20 protein-coding genes and 1 pseudogene are annotated in these 17695 nt (G+C 55.6%); 16 read left to right on the top strand and 5 right to left on the bottom strand.

Annotated elements, in window-relative coordinates; genetic code table 11:
- Positions 1–77: 77 nt before the first annotated feature.
- The 11 genes and pseudogenes from DCC25_RS11390 to DCC25_RS00240 all read left to right on the top strand — a co-directional run.
- A pseudogene (locus tag DCC25_RS11390) lies at positions 78–314 on the top strand (type II toxin-antitoxin system RelE/ParE family toxin); the annotation flags it as partial.
- Between the two features lie 5 nt (positions 315–319).
- On the top strand, positions 320–625 hold the full coding sequence (locus DCC25_RS00190) for a helix-turn-helix domain-containing protein (RefSeq protein ID WP_110100392.1): 306 nt from the start codon (positions 320–322) through the stop codon (positions 623–625).
- A 150-nt stretch (positions 626–775) separates the two neighbouring features.
- Positions 776–1009, top strand: coding sequence for a hypothetical protein (locus DCC25_RS00195; RefSeq protein ID WP_110100198.1), 234 nt, complete (start codon positions 776–778; stop codon positions 1007–1009).
- On the top strand, positions 994–1368 hold the full coding sequence (locus tag DCC25_RS00200) for a hypothetical protein (RefSeq protein WP_146206389.1): 375 nt from the start codon (positions 994–996) through the stop codon (positions 1366–1368). The genes DCC25_RS00195 and DCC25_RS00200 overlap by 16 nt, the downstream gene beginning before the upstream one ends.
- 265 nt (positions 1369–1633) lie before the next feature.
- Positions 1634–2398 (top strand): sulfite exporter TauE/SafE family protein, encoded by a 765-nt coding sequence (locus DCC25_RS00205; RefSeq protein WP_110100200.1) that lies wholly within the window; start codon positions 1634–1636, stop codon positions 2396–2398.
- Between the two features lie 1021 nt (positions 2399–3419).
- Entirely contained in the window at positions 3420–4196 is a 777-nt protein-coding gene (locus DCC25_RS00215; protein WP_233487801.1) for a sulfite exporter TauE/SafE family protein, read from the top strand.
- Between the two features lie 143 nt (positions 4197–4339).
- A complete protein-coding gene (locus DCC25_RS11205; RefSeq protein ID WP_146206390.1) occupies positions 4340–4711 on the top strand; it encodes a hypothetical protein in 372 nt (123 codons plus the stop codon).
- 241 nt (positions 4712–4952) lie between these two features.
- Positions 4953–5339 carry a hypothetical protein gene (locus DCC25_RS00225; RefSeq protein WP_110100203.1) on the top strand — a complete coding sequence of 129 codons (387 nt, stop codon included), beginning with the start codon at positions 4953–4955 and terminating at the stop codon, positions 5337–5339.
- 74 nt (positions 5340–5413) lie between these two features.
- A complete protein-coding gene (locus DCC25_RS00230; RefSeq protein ID WP_110100204.1) occupies positions 5414–6466 on the top strand; it encodes a peptidoglycan-binding protein in 1053 nt (350 codons plus the stop codon).
- Positions 6463–7119: an ABC transporter ATP-binding protein gene (locus DCC25_RS00235; protein ID WP_110098528.1), complete on the top strand. Its 657-nt coding sequence runs from the start codon at positions 6463–6465 to the stop codon at positions 7117–7119. Before DCC25_RS00230 ends, DCC25_RS00235 begins: the two co-directional genes overlap by 4 nt.
- Before the next feature lie 3 nt (positions 7120–7122).
- Positions 7123–8259: an ABC transporter permease gene (locus DCC25_RS00240; RefSeq protein WP_110100205.1), complete on the top strand. Its 1137-nt coding sequence runs from the start codon at positions 7123–7125 to the stop codon at positions 8257–8259.
- Positions 8260–8308: 49 nt separating this feature from the next.
- On the opposite strand, the gene DCC25_RS00245 is transcribed toward DCC25_RS00240, so the two are convergent.
- A complete protein-coding gene (locus DCC25_RS00245; RefSeq protein WP_233487803.1) occupies positions 8309–9283 on the bottom strand; it encodes an aldo/keto reductase in 975 nt (324 codons plus the stop codon).
- A 218-nt stretch (positions 9284–9501) separates the two neighbouring features.
- On the opposite strand from DCC25_RS00245, the gene DCC25_RS00250 reads away from it, so the two are divergent.
- Complete coding sequence (locus DCC25_RS00250) at positions 9502–10101, top strand: HhH-GPD-type base excision DNA repair protein (RefSeq protein WP_110098531.1); 600 nt, start codon at positions 9502–9504, stop codon at positions 10099–10101.
- Here the strand turns inward: DCC25_RS00250 and DCC25_RS00255 are convergent.
- Together DCC25_RS00255 and DCC25_RS00260 are read right to left on the bottom strand one after the other, a co-directional pair.
- Positions 10098–10292 carry a hypothetical protein gene (locus tag DCC25_RS00255; RefSeq protein WP_110100206.1) on the bottom strand — a complete coding sequence of 65 codons (195 nt, stop codon included), beginning with the start codon at positions 10290–10292 and terminating at the stop codon, positions 10098–10100. The genes DCC25_RS00250 and DCC25_RS00255 overlap by 4 nt on opposite strands.
- Before the next feature lie 929 nt (positions 10293–11221).
- A complete protein-coding gene (locus DCC25_RS00260) occupies positions 11222–11986 on the bottom strand; it encodes an SDR family NAD(P)-dependent oxidoreductase (RefSeq protein WP_110100207.1) in 765 nt (254 codons plus the stop codon).
- A 243-nt stretch (positions 11987–12229) separates the two neighbouring features.
- On the opposite strand from DCC25_RS00260, the gene DCC25_RS00265 reads away from it, so the two are divergent.
- Positions 12230–13024 (top strand): alpha/beta fold hydrolase, encoded by a 795-nt coding sequence (locus DCC25_RS00265; protein ID WP_110100208.1) that lies wholly within the window; start codon positions 12230–12232, stop codon positions 13022–13024.
- A gap of 63 nt (positions 13025–13087) precedes the next feature.
- Positions 13088–13624 (top strand): PACE efflux transporter, encoded by a 537-nt coding sequence (locus DCC25_RS00270; protein WP_233242915.1) that lies wholly within the window; start codon positions 13088–13090, stop codon positions 13622–13624.
- A 16-nt stretch (positions 13625–13640) separates the two neighbouring features.
- Here DCC25_RS00270 and DCC25_RS00275 read toward each other — a convergent pair whose 3' ends face one another.
- Entirely contained in the window at positions 13641–14543 is a 903-nt protein-coding gene (locus DCC25_RS00275; RefSeq protein WP_233487805.1) for a patatin family protein, read from the bottom strand.
- 23 nt (positions 14544–14566) lie between these two features.
- Between DCC25_RS00275 and tpx the strand changes: the two genes are divergently transcribed.
- Together tpx and DCC25_RS00285 are read left to right on the top strand one after the other, a co-directional pair.
- Positions 14567–15064 carry a thiol peroxidase gene (gene tpx / locus DCC25_RS00280; protein ID WP_110100209.1) on the top strand — a complete coding sequence of 166 codons (498 nt, stop codon included), beginning with the start codon at positions 14567–14569 and terminating at the stop codon, positions 15062–15064.
- 201 nt (positions 15065–15265) lie between these two features.
- Positions 15266–16426: a S1C family serine protease gene (locus DCC25_RS00285; protein WP_158524691.1), complete on the top strand. Its 1161-nt coding sequence runs from the start codon at positions 15266–15268 to the stop codon at positions 16424–16426.
- A 30-nt stretch (positions 16427–16456) separates the two neighbouring features.
- Here the strand turns inward: DCC25_RS00285 and DCC25_RS00290 are convergent, their stop codons facing one another.
- Positions 16457–17599: an ABC transporter ATP-binding protein gene (locus DCC25_RS00290; protein WP_110098539.1), complete on the bottom strand. Its 1143-nt coding sequence runs from the start codon at positions 17597–17599 to the stop codon at positions 16457–16459.
- Positions 17600–17695: the final 96 nt, after the last annotated feature.

The following is a 17695-nucleotide window of genomic DNA, read 5'->3' on the forward strand; positions in this document are numbered from 1 at the left end:
TCGCTTCACTGGATGACGGTTCGCGTGTGCAGGTGGTCGCCGCGATCGAGTTGCTGGAGGATTAAGGGCCCCAGCTCGGTCGACCGATCGTCGACAGTGTAGCCGGGTCCCGGCATAAGAATATGAAAGAGCTCAGGCCCGGCTCGTCTGGCCGGTCCGAGTTGCGCGTTCTGTTCGCGTTCGATCCAGAGCGAGTGGCGATCATGCTGATCGCCGAAGATAAGATCGGCGATTGGAAACGCTGGTATAAGAAGCACATTTCGTTGGCCGACGACCTCTTCGACGAGCATCTGGCCCGACTGAGAAGAGAGTGATTGAAATGCCAAAGAACCTGAAGGATTTCGTCGCCGAGCATCCTGTTGACCGGGGACGGGTTGAGGCGCACAAGAAGCGGATGCTTGCTGAGGTTCGCGCCTACCGTCTGCGAGAGCTACGGGAGCAGGCCGGACTGACGCAAGCGCAGCTGGCAGAGCGCATTGGCGTCGGGCAGCGGCAGGTTTCGAAGATCGAGCAAGGCGACCTCGACAGCGCGAAGGTTGGCACCATCCGCAGTTACCTTGAGGCCGTCGGTGGCGAACTCTCCCTTGAGTACGTGATGGGAGACCAGCGAATGAAGGTCGCCTAACGGCAGATGTTTGTCCGTGCCAGAACATAGTCGAGTTCCGCTTTAACGTGTAGCGTTGGAGGGTCTCGGTCGCCGTCTCGTTGCAAGATTAGGTGACGGTTGTCTCCTCACTTCCTGGATGATCCGTTAGGATCGGTTTACAGTACTGATATGTCCTCGGCCGTAACGCGGGATCCCTCGTTCACGTCGCCCGGAAAATTTAACTGGATCGCCGATATTGGCCAACAGCTCTTGGTATATATTGCAACTCTCTTGGTGCTGGCCCTCCTGGTTGTCCTGGCCGCCGCGGACGTGCTGAGGGGTGATGTGGGCAGTGATGATCCCGTACCTGCGGAATTTGTGTTACTTTTTTGGGGCGGGATTATGGGATGCTACCCCGTGTAACACAGGGCCCTTGCGGTGTAAAAGATGACTATATTGCGCAAAGCCCTCGCTTTATTCCGACGTTGCTGTTCTCGCAGATCATCGGTGGGGTCTTGTTCACCGTGGTGGCTGTCCTTCTCGTCACCTGGCAAACGGCCGAATATTCACCAGGAACTGTGATTGGTTCAATTTCTCGCGAGCCACAAGCATTGGCCACGGTGGTATTTTATTGTGTCACGCTCTGCGTTCGGCCACATGCCGTGGCCCATTTCCTGATCAAGGTGACCTCGAAACCAAACACACAGGTTCTCGGCCTGATTGTCGGGCTTCCGGCATTTTTGGTGACTTTATTGGGTGGTCTGATCTTGGCAGCCGTCTAACGCACTCCGGACTCCGTGGATCTGGCCCAACAATTTGCCCTCTGGGGTGGACTCGCTCTCTGTGGCCTGGCTGTTTATCTGGTGACACTCATCTGGTGGATCGTCCCGGTGCGTAACCAACGGCTCAGTCCACCGCCGCGTCATCCGGGAATGTTCGTTGGGGTGTTTCAACGGGGCCGGGATAACGACGCAAAGGGACAGCACTAGAGCTCTCGTGCACGCCTGAGACGACGGACACTTGTCGATGTTAACCTACTGTGGAGACATGAACGCTTGGACCATCGTCACCATCACGGTGATAGCCGTACTGGTCGGCACGATCCTGCAACGGCTATCGGGAACCGGTGTGGGCCTAGTTGTTGCCCCCGCACTGTCACTTGTGCTCGGTCCGGCCTTCGGCGTACTCCTGACCAATATGACCACGATGGTGTCCGGGTTTCTGATCATGCTCAGCATGTGGTCGAGCATCAGCTGGCGTCACTATGGGTGGATCATTATCCCAGCTGTTCCCGGTGCATGGGCGGGAGCCTGGCTGGTGAGCCAGCTCTCTGCCGCCTGGCTGTCCATCGTCCTGGGAGCGATCGTCGTGCTTGCCATAGTGGTCACCGTGTCCCTACGTCAGCTACCAGAGTTGACGGGGCGCCCCACAACAGTGGTGGCAGGTGCACTGGGAGGACTGTTTAATTCAACGTCGGGAGTCGCCGCGCCGGTGATGGTAATCTACTCCCGGCTCTCACGGTGGGACCAGCGCTCTTTTGCGGCCACGCTCCAGCCGATCTTCATGACCATGGGAGCACTCTCGGTCGTGATGAAACTAGGTATGGGAACGGTGATGGACGGCCCAGAACCAGACATCCCGCTGGTGGTGTTGTTGGTCTGTATTGTGGTCGCGGTGGGATTGGGTTTGACGGTCGCGCTTTTTCTCTCCCGCTACGTCTCCGCTCTGACAGCACGCAGAATGGCCATGACACTGGCCGGCCTCGGTGGCGTCAGTGCGATAATGCGGGGAGTGTTTCAGCTAGTGGCTTGACCATGAGCCTCGATCTGCATGGTGAAAAGACGAATGGCGTCACGAGCACCGAGCAGCAGTGGTGGAAGACGGGTGCAACGTGGCGCAATGATCGAGCGTTGTGCGCAGGTGTGCGAGAGTTTCGCACACCAGTTGGTTGGTCACGCGATTGCTCACCATCAGCACGGCTCGGCAGATAGGGGAGACATCCAGCTCCCGCGCTGAGGCCGGCAGGATACTGATTAGGAGAAAATCTCGTTCAGTTGCTGGTAATGAGACAACCGGCCCCTATCATCTGCAACTGTTCATCATGACTCGTGCTCGAACCAGGGTATAAGAAATCCTCAATCAGGATGTCGACTTGGTTGAAGGGATATCAGATACCGTTGTGTCTTTGATGTCGGATATTAGATTCGACGGATCTGGGTGGTACCACGGTGCGCTTGGTCGTCGACATCAGGACAAGAGCAAAACTCTGTATCTGTCTGATATGGCCTTCGACGACCGTAGTTATACTGTTCTGAGTCTTCTGGAATGTGACGGTCGAGTAGATTCCGCAACGGCGAGTCGGCGTCTGAACCTCGGGCCTGCTCAAGCTCGCCGTATCGTACGGCGGTTGCTCGGGTCCCGGCAGATAGCCCAACGAGTTGAAGCAGCTCATATGCAAGATCAGTGGCCAGGAGTCCTGGTGCTGTGGATGATGGTCTCAGCACATCGCCTCCTGGACGTTTCGAGGCGAATCGAACAGATACCAGGTGCCAGATTATGCGCAACACTCGTGGGCGGAGGCGCGAATTTGTATGTTGTCACGTGGTTGAAGTCCCTCCGTGATGCTGCTGAGACAGAAGCTGAGATTGTCTCCGATCTTCCGGTACGGGTTGTAGACCGGAGCCTCGTGCTGCAGTACTTCAAAAGGATGGGCGTGCTCATCGACCACAATGGGCGACGCATTGGTCATGTGCCGTGGGTCCAAGACTCCAGTCAACCGGTTCATGAGGGGCGGTGTCTCGCTGAAAGCGTGCAACACATCACATAGTTTTCGGTGCTGACATACGATGAGATCGTGGGCACGCTTATCATCATCGTGCTAGCCGTGATGGTTGGCACGGTCCTGCAACGATTGTCAGGGACCGGCGTGGGATTGGTCGTCGCTCCGGTACTGTCGTTGGTTCTTGGGCCGACCGCCGGGGTGTTGCTGACCAACATGACCACGACGATTTCTGGCTTTCTGCTTATGCTCAGCGTGTGGTCAAGAATTCGTTGGCGCCAGTATTGGTGGATCATTATCCCGGCCCTTCCAGGTGCGTGGGCGGGCGCCTGGCTGGTGAGTCAGCTTTCTGCCGCGTGGTTGTCCATCCTGCTCGGGACAATTATCGTTCTAGCATTGCTGATCACTGTGTCCTTGCGAGATCTACCAGAGTTCACTGGGCGCACCGCCACGGTCGTGACAGGAACTCTTGGAGGATTATTTAATTCAACCTCAGGGGTCGCTGCCCCGGTCATGGTGATTTATGCTCGAATCTCACGTTGGGACCAGCGCTCATTTGCCGCCACCCTGCAACCGATCTTTATGACCATGGGAGCGCTGCCGGTGGTGATGAAACTGTGGACGGGGGCGGTGGAGGATTCCCCAGAGGCCGGAGTCTCGTTAGCCGTGTTAGTGGTCTTTCTTGTGGTGGCAATAGTGGGCGGGCTGGCGATCGCACTTTTATTGTCCCGCTATGTTTCCGCTCTCTTAGCACGACGAATGGCCATGACGCTGGCGGGACTCGGCGGGATCAGCGCGATCGTGCGCGGGGTGTTTCAGCTTTCGTTTTAGACTTGAGCCCCGACCTGCATGTCGAAAATAAACACAATATGCAGGAAAATGAAGACAAAAAATTCTCCTTGACCTTACAAGCTTCGTGTGTGATACTTTTCATGTCTCTTCGTCTGGGGAGACATGATGCAAAGGAGCCCGCAATGAGCGCAGTGAAAGTATCGCAGAAGAACTCGTCATATATCCCCTCTAAGCGACCTTTTGTCGTGGTGACGTATACATTTTTAATGATCTTTGGATTGATGTTTTCTGGAATACATCCGGCTGAGGCAGCAAGCCGGAATCTTGGCGGAAAATCTTGTACAGGTGGCACGGTGGCGACCACGGCTACCGGTAACCGCACCATCGTTCACACGGCACTTCGTGGCGATGTGAGATACGAAAAATCCTTCAAAGGAGGGGCCAAGTATCGTCAGACGACTTTTTACACCAAACAAAAGATCATCACCTCTAGCAATGTCAGTAATGGTGCTGGAGGACGGTTTACAGCTGCCCGGATCTTTTGCGATCACTAAGACAGAGCTCTCATGAGATTGCAAAAATAACGGATAGGTTATGATGTTCTGTCTATTTAATACTAGAAAAATATTGACTCGCTGTGTCCAAGGTACTGCTACTGTCCTGCTGGTTGCAGGATTGTCCGGCTGTGGGACTACTAACGAGGATGGCTCCGATGGGGCCCAAAAAAACCCTTCGGCTGAAGCAAACCAAAATAGCAAGGCAGAGATCACGGACATTGAGCGAGTTGGGAACTGCATGAAGGACCGTGGATGGGATGTCACGGTTGACGTCCGCGAGGGGTCCATGGAGTTCCCGAATGGGTACCACGAGGACCAGGCAGAAGCAGTAGAGCGCGATCGTGAAGCCTGCTTTGACCAATTTGGTGACGATAATGTGCCTTTATCTGAAATGAGCGACGAGCAGTGGCGTGATGAATATGACACTGCAGTTGCAGTCTCAGAGTGCATGGTGGAACACGGTCACAACGTGGCTGAACCGCCGAGCTTCGAAGTCTTTAAAGAAGGAGTGCTCAGTGGTACCAGTGATTGGGACCCGCGTGCTGATCCCGATAATCCCGATATGTCGAGTGAAGAGCACTATTCTCGCTACGAGGACTGCCCGTTCTCGAAATTTGAAGGCTAAGTCACACGTGAGCAGTAGGGTTCTCTGACGTGGGATCCCATAATATTCGGTCCCTGACGTCCCGAAGGTCACCCATGACCTGGTTGAAGCTGGCGTTGGGCGCGGTGCTGGTGCTAGCCGTAGGTGTTGGCGTTGGATGGGGGCTGAAAACGGTTCTTCAACCCCCATCAGAAGTTCTTCAGGAACGCGCCTACACTCTGACGGAGACAAGCTCTGGTGAAGTTGGCGATGAGCTCAGGCTGAACACCGCCGCCGTATGGCGCGCTCAACCTGTAGCTCGTAATCAAGCCGTTGGCACGCTCACGAGTATTGATATCAGTCCGAATCAGAGTGCCGGCAACGGCGCTCGCGCCTACACGGTGGATGGGCGTGCGGTGAGCATTGCTCAAGGTGACGTGCCGATGTATCGGGAGATCAAAGAAAAAGACAAAGGTAAAGATGTTCGGCAACTCCAGGTGATGCTCGGAGCGTTGGGCTACTATCACGGCAGAGCAGATGGTGAAGTCGGTTCCGGAACAGTCGACGGGATTAAGGCGTGGCAGAAGGCCCTGGGAGTTGACGATAACGGAGTGGTTGGTCAAGGTGACATCGTCTTCGTTCCGACCTTGCCCGCCCGCATGAGCATCGCGGGTGATGGTCTCACCGTTGGTTCGTCTCTGAACGGTGGTGAAGAAATCATCAATGCGTTGCCGACTGCGCCTCGGTTTGCGTTACGCGTCACATCTGAACAGGCCGAGATGATCGCCACAGGAACTGCCGTGAAAATTAGTCACGAGGACCAGGTGTGGGAGGGAGTTGTCGGTCAGCGAAATGACCAAGCTGATGCTGAAACCATTGAATTAGCCGTTGTCGGAGCAGATGACAAACCGGTGTGCGGCGATCAATGTGCGACGCTGTCGACGCAGAGCGAAACGTTATTGGATACGGTCGTCGAACTCGTTGAACCAGTACAAGGTGTCACCGTTCCTGACGCTGCCATTTCAACAGATGCCTCTGGTGAGCAGTATGTGACGGACGAGAGTGGTGTCAAGCACTCTGTGACGGTCAAAGCCTCGGCGCGAGGCATGTCGGTCATCGACGGGGTTGACGAAGGGATCAGGGTGCGTTTGCCGGGTGAACAAGGATGACTGACGTTTGCCTGGCAACCGAATCACTGAGTTTTGGGTACAAAAATTTTGCGCTCTTATTTGAGGACTGGTCGTACGAGTTCGAACCCGCTGCTACCACCGCCATCACCGGTCCATCAGGTTGTGGAAAATCCACGCTCCTCTATTTATTAGGGCTGATGCTGACACCATCTGCTGGCAGCATTCAGTTAGCTCATCAACGGGTAGATAACCTCTCCGATGCGTCCCGGGCGAGACTTCGAGCGCACTGCTATGGCTTCGTGTTTCAGGATGCAGCGTTGGACCACTCGCGAACAATTATGGCCAATGTCACTGAGGCGGCGGTTTATCGCGGCCAACGGCCAAGTCGATATCGTGAAGCGGCAATGACATTACTAGATCGGTTTGGTGTTGAATTGCGTGCAGATCATAAGCCTGGGCAAGTTTCAGGTGGACAAGCTCAACGCATTGCCCTGTGCCGAGCCCTGCTGGGAGATCCCCAAATTGTTTTAGCTGATGAACCGACGGGAAATCTTGATCCCAGCTCTGCGGAGGTCGTGTTCTCGGCGTTGCAACAGCAGGCAGATTCGGGAGCGACCGTGGTGATAGTGACCCATGACCATGCGCTGGCAGCTGCGTGCAACCAACATCTCAGCTTCTCAGAAGGAGACTGACCGGTGACATCTTTCACAAGTAAGCGGACGGGTCCGGGCATCCTGACCCTCATCCGCGAAGCTGATGCGATGAACCGTAGCCAACCGGTGATCACCATCGTCACAATCTTGATGGTTTGTGGAATGATGATTGCGGTCCTGCTGACCACCGGCCGGACCGTCGGGGCAGAAAAGTCTGTGGTGTCTACCCTCGATGATGTCGGAACCAAATCTTTGACAATTTACGCAGAACCGGATGCGGGATTGACGACGAAGTCGTTGGAAAATATTCAACGCGTTGAAGGCGTTGAGTGGTTCGCAGCTTTCGGCCCGGTCCAAGACGGATATAGCACATTGTCACCGAGCGGGGGTCCTGTCGCGGTTCGACAGTTCTGGGGCATGAGCATCCCCGGCATTCCCGAATATCACCAACGCTCTGATGGCCAGCTCGAGGGCTATGCCGCCCGGGACGCGGTGCAACAAATGCGACTCGAGGCAGCCATCGGGGGAGCACAGTTGACCGATGGACGGGTTTATTCCCTCATGGGAAGTTTTATACCACCAGAGAACCTTGGCCACTTGGGTTCGAGCGTGCTCGTACCGGCACCGGCAGAGGACCACGAAGGCCGTCACCAAACCGTATCCATGATGACGGTCGTTGCTGAAGATCCGGGGTATATTGGGGCACTCAATGACGCTATCCCTGCGGTCTTGGAAGTAACCGACCCACAATTCATCAGGGTCGAAACCAGCCAGCAAATGGCACAACTTCGTTCTGCTGTGCAAGGACAATTGGGACAATTTGGACGATTCTTAGTTCTGGCCATTCTCGGATTAACCGGCTTATTGACGGCCGTAATTCTATCGGGGCTGATGATGTTGCGTCGCAAGGACTTCGGCCGTCGTCGCGCATTGGGAGCATCCCGGTGGATGATTCTGACTCTCGTCTTATGTCAATTCACCGAACTGTCGGTGATCGGTTCCTTGGTCGGCACGCTGATAGGCGGTGGAGCGCTATGGCTACTAGGCGATCCACTGCCGGACTGGAGCTTTTTCCTGGCCTTGAGCATCTTAGCGATCATCACATCCTTATTAGCTGCACTGATTCCTGCGATGATCGCCTCTCGGCGTGATCCGCTCCGAGAACTCAGAGTGCCCTAAGGGGCCACGGCCTGGTGACCATCAGTGGCTTCGTACGGCACAACGCTGATTAGGAGAAAATCTCGTTCAGTTGCTGGTAACGAGATGCATCGAGACGTTGTTTAGCCTCGAGTGCTTTCATGTTTTCCTGCACCTGCGCGACCGAACTGGCGCCGGTAATCACGGTGGAAACACGCGGGTTATGGAGGATCCACGCCAGAGAAAGCTGCGCCGGAGTGACCTGGAGTTCCTCCGCAAGAGATCCCAATCGTGCCACTTTCTCTGCAACGTCTGGTGCTGTGGCGGTGGCAACCAAGTGGCTGTGTTCCGCACTGGATCCCCGGCTACCTGAAGGGGCTCCCTGGCTATATTTGCCGGTGAGGATGCCTCCAGCCAAGGGGCTCCACGTAGTAAGACCGAGAGCGAAGTCTTCGTAGAGCCGCGCGTACTCTGTTTCGACGCGCTCGCGGTTCAGCAGGTTGTACTGGGGCTGTTCCATATACGGCTTGTGCAGGTGGTGTCGCTCGGCGATCTCAAAGGCGCCACGAATCTCTTCGGCTGACCATTCTGACGTGCCCCAATAAAGAGCTTTGCCGGAAGACACCATGTCGCTCATGGCCCAGACCGTCTCTTCAAGCGTGGTAGCGGGATCCGGACGATGACAGAACACCAAGTCGACGAAGTCCAAACCCAAGCGTTCTAAGGAGCCCTCAATTGCGTGGAAGAGGTACTTGCGGTTCAGTGTGTTCCGCAAGTTGATGTTGTCCTCGATGCCCCAAAAAAGCTTGGTCGAAATGAGGTAATCTTGCCGAGCCCAGCCCAGTTCCGAGATGGCCTGGCCCATGATCGTTTCCGAGGCACCACCGGCGTACACCTCGGCGTTGTCAAAGAAATTGACCCCGGATTCGGCGGCGACCTGGAGGCATTCCTTCGCCAAGCCGGTATCCAGAGTGGAGCCGAAAGTCACCCAGGAACCGAAAGACAGCTCACTGACCTTAATACCGGCTCGTCCTAAACGGTTGTATGTCATTAACTGCTCACTCATGAGGACCTGCTTTCTCTGGGGTGGGTTAGGGGCTCGACAGCCCAAGAACAATCTCAATTGCTCACCATTCTGGTACGTCGATGTCCACGTTGGCTAGGTGTTTTGGACCAGCCTTGTCATTCCGGTTAACCTGTCGCGGTATCCTGAGCAGCGCCTTAGCTAACTCGCCACCACAGCAACCGATGAATTCAGTAGGGAGACCATGACAGAATGAGACTATGTCTGAGACCGTTGAACTGCACCTGAGCCAGAATGAATCCGCGGATCGTTTACTGAGTTCCAACCCACTCGCGCTGATGATTGGCATGTTGCTCGACCAGCAAGTATCCATGGAACTGGCTTTTGCTGGACCAGAGAAAATTGCCGATCGAACAGGCGTCATGGAGGCCGAAGCCCTGGCTAGTTACGACCCGGACGAACTGGTGGAAGTCTTCCAACAGTCACCTGCGGTCCATCGTTTCCCTGGTTCCATGGCAACACGGGTGCAAAAGTTCTGTCGCGTGATCGCCGACGAATATGAAGGTGACGCCTCCGCCATCTGGACCCAAGGAGACCCCGACGGGGCAACGGTGCTCAAGCGGTTGAAGAAACTCCCTGGTTACGGCGACCAGAAAGCCAAAATATTCTTGGCACTCTTAGGCAAACAGTTGGGATTCTCTGGATCCGGATGGCGCGAAGCCTCCGGAGAATATGGAGACCCGGAGGCAATGCGCTCGGTGGCAGACATTTATGACGAACAATCTCTGGCTGCGGTCCGCGAAACCAAGAAAGCTATCAAAGCTACCGCCAAGAAAAAGAAGCAAGATACTCCAGACTAGGCGGCCAATGCCAGTCGCGATTGCAACGTGGCGATGTGTAGCGACGCCTCGGAGCTCTTCATATTACCGTTCAGCTCTCGCTGAGTGAGATCAAGGCAGGTAATTGCATCCAGGCTCGTAACGGTGTGACCTTGCAGTTCTGTGGCCAAACTCAAGAGTTGATTTAACTGTGCGGTCGTTGCGTTCATCATAATCCTTTCAAAAGTTCAATAACGTTCAGTGGGTCGTAGCGTTTTGCGCGAGGCAAATTCGTCTCAAGGACGCCAACAGCAGGGGCTGGAATGTCGTTTCCACGCGTGCAGGTGAGATCCGTGCACGTTAGCGGGACGGATATCTGGTGGCACAGCCTAAGGATGGAACCGGTAGGGAGTTTTGTCTAAAACCGGTGGTGCGCCCGCTGTTGTGATATATCGAGCGCGAGAATGCTACATCGTCAGGTTCACGATGTTTGCGCGTCGCGTGCTGGAACATGACCTGGGTGCGATTTCCAGCGAGACGAGTGATTCATTAAAACAGCTTTTGCGCAGAATTGCAAGTTAATGAATGCGGCCATAGCTGGCCTCGTTTCTTGAGCGAGGCATAGTGCGGTGTGACCGCTGTTCCCGAATAGCGTGCCAGTGAACTGTTCGCTACAACAGGGAAACGAGATAGCGCTGACGGTGAGGGCGTCAGACTGTGCGGCGATGATTTGAGCAGTGCATCCAGTAATGGGTAGTTATCCTGTCACTCTTTCGGACGGTGTATGACATCGGGTGCCAGGGCACGTGATGGTTTTTCCGTCCTCGAAGGACGCCAACGCTACACTACTGAGACGGTGGGGCGGGAAAGTTTCGAAATGTCGTTGCGCTCGTGATGGAGATGTGCTGAATACTTCGAGACGACTGGCGCCTCATGGCCGACCGCAACACGGATACGGAATAAGGCACCACACATCTGGAGTCCTAGATGTCTATGGCTCCTGGATCTTTTAGGTCGTGTGACTGTACTGGCGCGCTGACTGGCATCAAGATGCCCTTGATATGGATAGGATTACGCCTGGTCTTGGCAAGCTCACGTTTAACACAAAAGGTTGGTGCCCACCGAGCCGGCGGGCACCAACCTTAGCTCAGGGGATGAACAATTACTGCGCCGTCTGGCCACCGTCTACTGGAAGAACTGTGCCAGTGACAAAGCTCGCTAGAGGCGATGCTAGATAGAGCGCTACTTGACCAATTTCTTCAGGTTCCGCGGCACGGCCGATGGGGGTATCTCCAATAACCTTGTCTCGGGTCTCCGGGTCGTCAAGCCACTCTTGAGTCATGGGAGTGGCAACAAGTCCGGGAGCTACCGCATTGACGCGAACGTTTTGATCGGCGAATTCGAGGGCCGTGGCCTTGGTGAGTCCAATGACACCGTGCTTACTGGCAACATAGGGAGACATGTTGTAATTTCCGATCAATCCGGCAATGGATGCGGTGTTGACGATGGCTCCGCCACCGTTGTCTTTCATGTACCCGACCTCGTGCTTCAAAGCTAAGAAGACACCTTTGAGGTTGACCGCGCTCACCTTGTCAAAGGCTTCTTCATCCATGTCCGGGACGGAAGCGTCCGGAGCGGAAACACCAGCATTGTTGAAAGCTACGTCCAGTCCACCGTAGGTGTTGACCGCGGTTGCCACTGCGTTTTTCACCGAATCGGAATCTGTCACGTCGGTTTCGACAAATGTTGCGGTGCCACCATCTTGAATAATCAGGTCAACTGTTTCTTCGGCTTCGGAAGCTACATCGGCCACTACGACATTGGCACCCTGCTGGCCGAAAACTCGCGCAGTTGCACGACCGATCCCGGTTGCGCCACCTGTGATCAGGGCGGTCTTACCAGTGAAGTCGAGTAGGTTCTCTGCCATGGTTTATATCCCTTCAGTTGTTCTTGTGATCGCAAGGACACTTTTAAGGATATTCGTTTAATCACGTGACACCAGGTCTCATCCGCGATCTGGCGGACAGTTTTTCCGGTGGATAAAAATACGACGTAGTAGGTCACAACAGTTGTAGGACCAGCCGTTGACATGCACGGATGCCACGCTCGATTGCGACCTTGCGAGACGTTCGGTCGCTTCCATCTGCATCGAATCCGCTAGGTTGGAAATATGCACATTGCCACGCATCGAATCGAAGGCGGACCGCGTCGAATCGCCTTTATGCATGGACTGATGGGACGCGGTCGAAATTTCACCTCGCCGGCGAAAGCACTGGCCGATGATGCAACTAGCTTATTGATTGACCTGCCCAATCACGGGCGCAGTGATTGGACCCGCGACTTCGACTACGTAGAAATCGCTGACGAGGTCGCCGAGATGCTACGGGCGGATTTCGGTAGCGAGGAACCGATCGTGCTACTGGGTCACTCTCTGGGTGGCAAAGTGGCCATGACTCTTGCGCTCCGGCACCCTGATCTCCTCAAAGCACTGATTGTTGAAGATATATCTCCTACCGATACCGGCAACTACTCGACCTTTGATCATTTGTTAGGGTCCTTGCGATCGGTTGACTTGCAATCGGTGTCTGAGCGCTCCGAAGTCGAAGAGCAACTAGCCGAGCCTATCCCGGAAGACTCGATTCGGCAATTTCTCATGCAAAACCTGCGACGAACCGATCGCGGATACCAATGGCAACCCAACTTGGAGATGCTGTATCAGAACCTGGACGCCATCGCAGGGTTCCCAGAGCTCACCGCAAGCTATGAAGGGCCGGTGCTGTGGATCAAAGGGGAGCAGTCGAACTACATCGACGACGACAGTGCGGTGGTGATGCGGGAGCTATTTCCCAAGGTGCGAAAGTCCACTGTCCGCGGCGCCAACCACTGGGTGCATTCCGAAAAACCGCAAGAATTCGTGGCCCTGCTTAAGTCCTTTCTCGATAGCTTGTACCCCACTGACGCCTAACAACGACCCGAGGGCATACCGTGAAGAGACGACTGCCTACACTATTTGATAACCTCGCACATCGTGACCACACCAACTGATAGAAAAGATACGACCGCCTCGCAACGATCAGACATTCCACGGGTCCCCGTCGGCCCCGGAGGCAAACCGGCGTGGGTCAACCGGCGTGTCTTCGCCTCGCCGCTGTTGCGCCGAATCTGCTATGCGGTGGTTTTCGAGGGATTGGCCGTCGGATTCACGACCCTGATTTTGTTCTTGCTGGGTCACGCGTCCTCATCCAGTTTTCTGGTCGGGGTGGTGTCCTCTACGGTCGCGTTGACGTGGAACCTGGTGTTCAACTGGATCTTTGAAAACCTCGAGCGTCTCAACGGAATCACGCATCGACCCTGGTGGGTCCGCGCATTGCACACGGTCCTATTCGAGACAGGGTTGCTGAGTATCCTGATTCCCGCCGTTGCCGTGATCTTAAACGTCTCCATCTGGGAGGCCTTGGCTCTCGAAGCGGTGCTGTTGGTATTTTTCCTGATTTACAATCCGGTCTATGCCTACTTCTTTGACCGAGTCTTTGGACTTCCCGAACCAGCGGAAAATTACCGTTAGCCTGGGAACCAAGTCTCTAGCGTAGGTCGAGGAATTCCTGAATAGCGGGAAGCTCCCGCTGAGCCTGTCGGTAGCCACGCTCGTATGTTTCACGAAGTAGGCGCAAATCTCGGGTACCACTGCTAACCGGCATGACCTCGGGGATGAACAGATAGGCTTTGCCTTGATCCCGCAATTCGAAGAGCTTTTCTTTGGTTTCGTTATAGCGTTCGTGCCGGGTCAGCATGGCGTCAATGACAGCCGGATAACGTGGGAACCAAGATCGAATCACCGGCTCGAAGCGTTGCTTGTCTTTCCAGTAGCTTTCTTCCCGGGTCATAACCACGAGTAGCTTCTCATAGCCGTGCTCCAGTGCCGTCGACAGTGGCACCCCACCGTCAATCCCGAAAGCACCGTCGAGGAACAGCTCGCCATTGACGTTCACCTTCGGCATTAAGATCGGGATGGTCGAGGATGCTCTCACCCGTCGCATGAGCGCAGCCTCCGTGCTGGTGGCTTCTTTGTCCCACCATACGGTTTCGCCGGTAGCCATTTTGAAACCACCCAGCTGAATTTGAGCGGGGTTGTCCCGGTAGACCTGAAAATCAAAGGGTAGAACGCCTTCAGAACGGCAGGAATCTTCGTAGATGTATTTGGAATTCAGCACACCGTGGCCCTGCAACCAGGTCCACCAGCTACCCAACCGAGGATCACCTGCGAATTCCACAAAGCTCCGACGGGTCCGCAGGGGGTCCTGTGCGACGTAGTTGACGGCCAGGGTGGAGCCCGCCGAAATGCCAGCAACAAAGTCGAAAAGAATGTTCTGCTCCAACAGGCTGACCACCAGCCCAGCGGTATAGGAGGCACGCATTCCTCCGCCTTCGAGAACTAGAGCAGTGTCGGTGATATTGCTGTGTTGGGCAGTGCTAGCTAGTTCCACGCTTCAGACCATATGCTAATTGTATGGCAACAATCAATATGAAGGGCCAGCCCATTCAGACCAGCGGTGAGCTCCCCGCCATCGGAGACCTCGCCCCCGATTTCACGCTGGCCGGAACCGATCTGTCGGATATCAAACGCGATGATTTTATTGGCAAGAAATTGCTCATCTCGACCTTCCCCTCGCTGGATACGGGAGTGTGTGCAGCCTCGGTCCGTCGCTTCAATCAAGAGGCAACTTCTTTAGATGGCACCGTGGTACTCAACGTCTCGATGGACCTGCCCTTTGCGCACAGTCGCTTCTGCGCCGCTGAAGGAATCGACCAGGTTACCAATGCCTCAGCATTCCGTTCTCGTTTCGGAACGGACTATGGGATCACCATTGCGGATGCCCCTATGGCTGGTCTGCTAGCCCGTTCAGTCATAGTGCTCGATGAAGAAGGTAAAGTCAGCTACGTACAATTGGTATCGGAAATGTCTTATGAGCCCGATTACGAACAGGCGCTCGCCGCATTGCAGTAATCGGTGAGTGTAACGGAGCTAACTCTGCACTTTTCAGATCAGAACCGCCGGAACGAAGCGGGGTCACCTCACGGTGATCCCGCTCATTTGTACGATCCGACACCGACCGCCCAACTACCGCAGGTTCCGCCTCGGTCGATCGCTCCAGCACGGTCACCGCAGCCCTCTTCACACGGTGCAGGCTATTGGACCGTCATTGTCTTGGGCTTTATCGCGGCTGCGGTGTTGGCTTATGGGGTCTTGTTGGTGGGGTTCCAAACGTTCCAAGGAATGACCGCCGACTCCGCCGTCAATACTCAGCACCGGAATCAGCCACTGGCGGAGGATTATGCAGGGCCTCAGCAGGATCATACTGCGACGCAATTGGCTGACGAGCTGGAGTTGGCCCATGAGGGGATTCCGGTGGATTTTTCGGTCCCGGGTAGTGCTACGGGATGGGGTAGTACTGAGATTGATTCAGGGCAACGTCTCGATGAAGCGCCGGGGGTGCTTTTAGTGGAGACTACTCACCTGGCGGCCTTTGGGGCCGGTACCGGTTTGGTACTCAGCGAGGAGGGGCTGGCGGTGACTAACTACCACGTGGTGGAAGGCTCGTCGCAGGTTTCGGTAACTGTAGCGGATACGGGCGAAACGTATACGGCCACGGTGCTGGGCCGAGATGCTGAGCATGACGTTGCGGTGTTGCAGATCGTGGATGCTCCCGCCTTACAGGTGGCCTCCATTAACACTGAGACCCCAGATATTGGTGATCGAACCGCTTCGGTCGGCAACGGGGGTGGGCAGGGGTTCTTGACCTCTGTTGTGGGGGAGGTCTCGGACCTGAATGTCACGATCCTGGCGTCGTCAGAGTTCAGTGAGGGCGGTGATCCCTCCCGCATCTCCGGGGTCATGCAGATGACTCAGGACGTTGTGCCAGGATATTCTGGCGGACCGTCTGTGGACGGAGATGGGCAGGTGATTGGGCTGACCACGGCCGTCTCAGAAGGGACTACCAGTGAAGAGGTCGAGGGTTTCGCCGTGCCCATTACCCAGGTGTTGTCTGTGGTGGAGCAGGTCTTGGCTGGTGAGGAGTCTGAGACTGTTTCGATCGGAGCTGACGGTGCGTTGGGCATTATCATCAGTGGTGCCGATCATCAGGTGATGGTTGAGGACGTGCTGTCCGGATCGGTTGCTGAAGAAGCCGGTCTCCGTGCCGGCGATCGACTTATTTCGGTTGATGGCATAGTAGCCAATAGCTCAGATCACATCTCGACAGTCATTCGGTCTCGCAATGTCGGCGACGAGGTCGAGGTGGTCTGGGAGGACTCCTCAGGGCAACGCCAGACGGGTATCGTGGAGCTACAAGAAGCGGCGACCAACTAATCGAGCGTAGTTGGTTTTGTGGCGGTCTGGTTACTCGGTGTCTGCAAGACCTTCCACGTCCGATAGTTCGGCGTGAGGAGTCTCTGGCGGGACAGGTCCGTTGATACGTAAACCGGTCTGTGCATCGAAAATCTTCAGGTGTTCCGGGTCTGGGGAGACCCGAATACGATCTCCGGGCTGTGGTGGACGACGTCCCGGCACGCGGACTACGACGGGCTGGTGGGTTCGAATCCCCTCCAACGTACCGTAGACGTGGGCGTCAGCGCCCAGCTGCTCGGTCAGCTCGACAATCATCTCCAGCCCGTTGGTGGGGTCTACATGCAGGTCCTCCGGGCGGAAACCAACAGTCACGGAATCACTGGTGGCATTGTTCAACGTCTCCGCAGCCACGGGCACGGTGGTGCCACCAAGCTGGATGGACTGAGCATCGTGGCGGGCTGCCACGAGGTTCATCGCAGGGGAACCGATGAAGCCCGCGACAAAGACGTTGGCAGGATTCTCGTAGAGGTTACGTGGGGTATCAACTTGCTGCAGGACCCCTTCCTTGAGTACGCAGACACGGTCACCCATGGTCATGGCTTCGACCTGGTCGTGGGTGACATATACGGTGGTCGTTGCCAGCTGACGGGTCAGTGCAGCAATCTGAGTACGGGTTTGTACGCGTAGCTTGGCATCCAAGTTCGACAGTGGCTCGTCCATCAAGAACACTTTGGGCTCACGCACGATCGCCCGGCCCATAGCCACGCGCTGACGCTGACCACCAGAGAGCTCTTTGGGCTTGCGATCGAGATAGGGGAGTAGGTCCAAAATTCTGGCGGCTTTTTCGACCTTCGCGCGTCTCTGCGACTTTGACACACCGCTGATTTTCAGGGAGAAGGCCATATTATCGGCCACGGTCATGTGAGGATACAAAGCATAGTTCTGAAACACCATGGCAATGTCGCGTGCCTTAGCGTCTTGGTGCGAGACGTCCTCGCCACCGATGAGAATGCGCCCCTCGTCAACGTCTTCCAAACCGGCCAGCATCCGGAGTGCAGTTGACTTGCCACACCCTGAGGGGCCCACCAAGACGAGAAATTCACCATCGTCGATGGCCAGGTCGAGCTGATTGATGGCCGGACGGGATCCGGCAGAGTAGATCCGGCTGGCGTGGTCATAAGTCACTGATGCCATAAGTAGGTGGCTCCTTGAGGGCTATACCGGGGCCATCCTGAATGGGCCAGGATGACCCCGGTGAGTGGGATAGTGAAGCAGAACGCGGACTCTCGG

Source organism: Auritidibacter sp. NML120636 (genome assembly GCF_003185945.1).
Classification (GTDB): Bacteria; Actinomycetota; Actinomycetes; order Actinomycetales; family Micrococcaceae; genus Auritidibacter; species Auritidibacter ignavus.

Coding starts and splice junctions, on each gene's coding strand:
- DCC25_RS00190 (WP_110100392.1), top strand. CDS start 320: ATGCCAAAGAACCTGAAGGATTTCGTCGCCGAGCATCCTGTTGACCGG.
- DCC25_RS00195 (WP_110100198.1), top strand. CDS start 776: ATGTCCTCGGCCGTAACGCGGGATCCCTCGTTCACGTCGCCCGGAAAA.
- DCC25_RS00200 (WP_146206389.1), top strand. CDS start 994: ATGCTACCCCGTGTAACACAGGGCCCTTGCGGTGTAAAAGATGACTAT.
- DCC25_RS00205 (WP_110100200.1), top strand. CDS start 1,634: ATGAACGCTTGGACCATCGTCACCATCACGGTGATAGCCGTACTGGTC.
- DCC25_RS11205 (WP_146206390.1), top strand. CDS start 4,340: ATGAGCGCAGTGAAAGTATCGCAGAAGAACTCGTCATATATCCCCTCT.
- DCC25_RS00225 (WP_110100203.1), top strand. CDS start 4,953: ATGAAGGACCGTGGATGGGATGTCACGGTTGACGTCCGCGAGGGGTCC.
- DCC25_RS00230 (WP_110100204.1), top strand. CDS start 5,414: ATGACCTGGTTGAAGCTGGCGTTGGGCGCGGTGCTGGTGCTAGCCGTA.
- DCC25_RS00235 (WP_110098528.1), top strand. CDS start 6,463: ATGACTGACGTTTGCCTGGCAACCGAATCACTGAGTTTTGGGTACAAA.
- DCC25_RS00245 (WP_233487803.1), bottom strand. CDS start 9,283: ATGAGTGAGCAGTTAATGACATACAACCGTTTAGGACGAGCCGGTATT.
- DCC25_RS00250 (WP_110098531.1), top strand. CDS start 9,502: ATGTCTGAGACCGTTGAACTGCACCTGAGCCAGAATGAATCCGCGGAT.
- DCC25_RS00255 (WP_110100206.1), bottom strand. CDS start 10,292: ATGATGAACGCAACGACCGCACAGTTAAATCAACTCTTGAGTTTGGCC.
- DCC25_RS00260 (WP_110100207.1), bottom strand. CDS start 11,986: ATGGCAGAGAACCTACTCGACTTCACTGGTAAGACCGCCCTGATCACA.
- DCC25_RS00265 (WP_110100208.1), top strand. CDS start 12,230: ATGCACATTGCCACGCATCGAATCGAAGGCGGACCGCGTCGAATCGCC.
- tpx (WP_110100209.1), top strand. CDS start 14,567: ATGGCAACAATCAATATGAAGGGCCAGCCCATTCAGACCAGCGGTGAG.
- DCC25_RS00290 (WP_110098539.1), bottom strand. CDS start 17,599: ATGGCATCAGTGACTTATGACCACGCCAGCCGGATCTACTCTGCCGGA.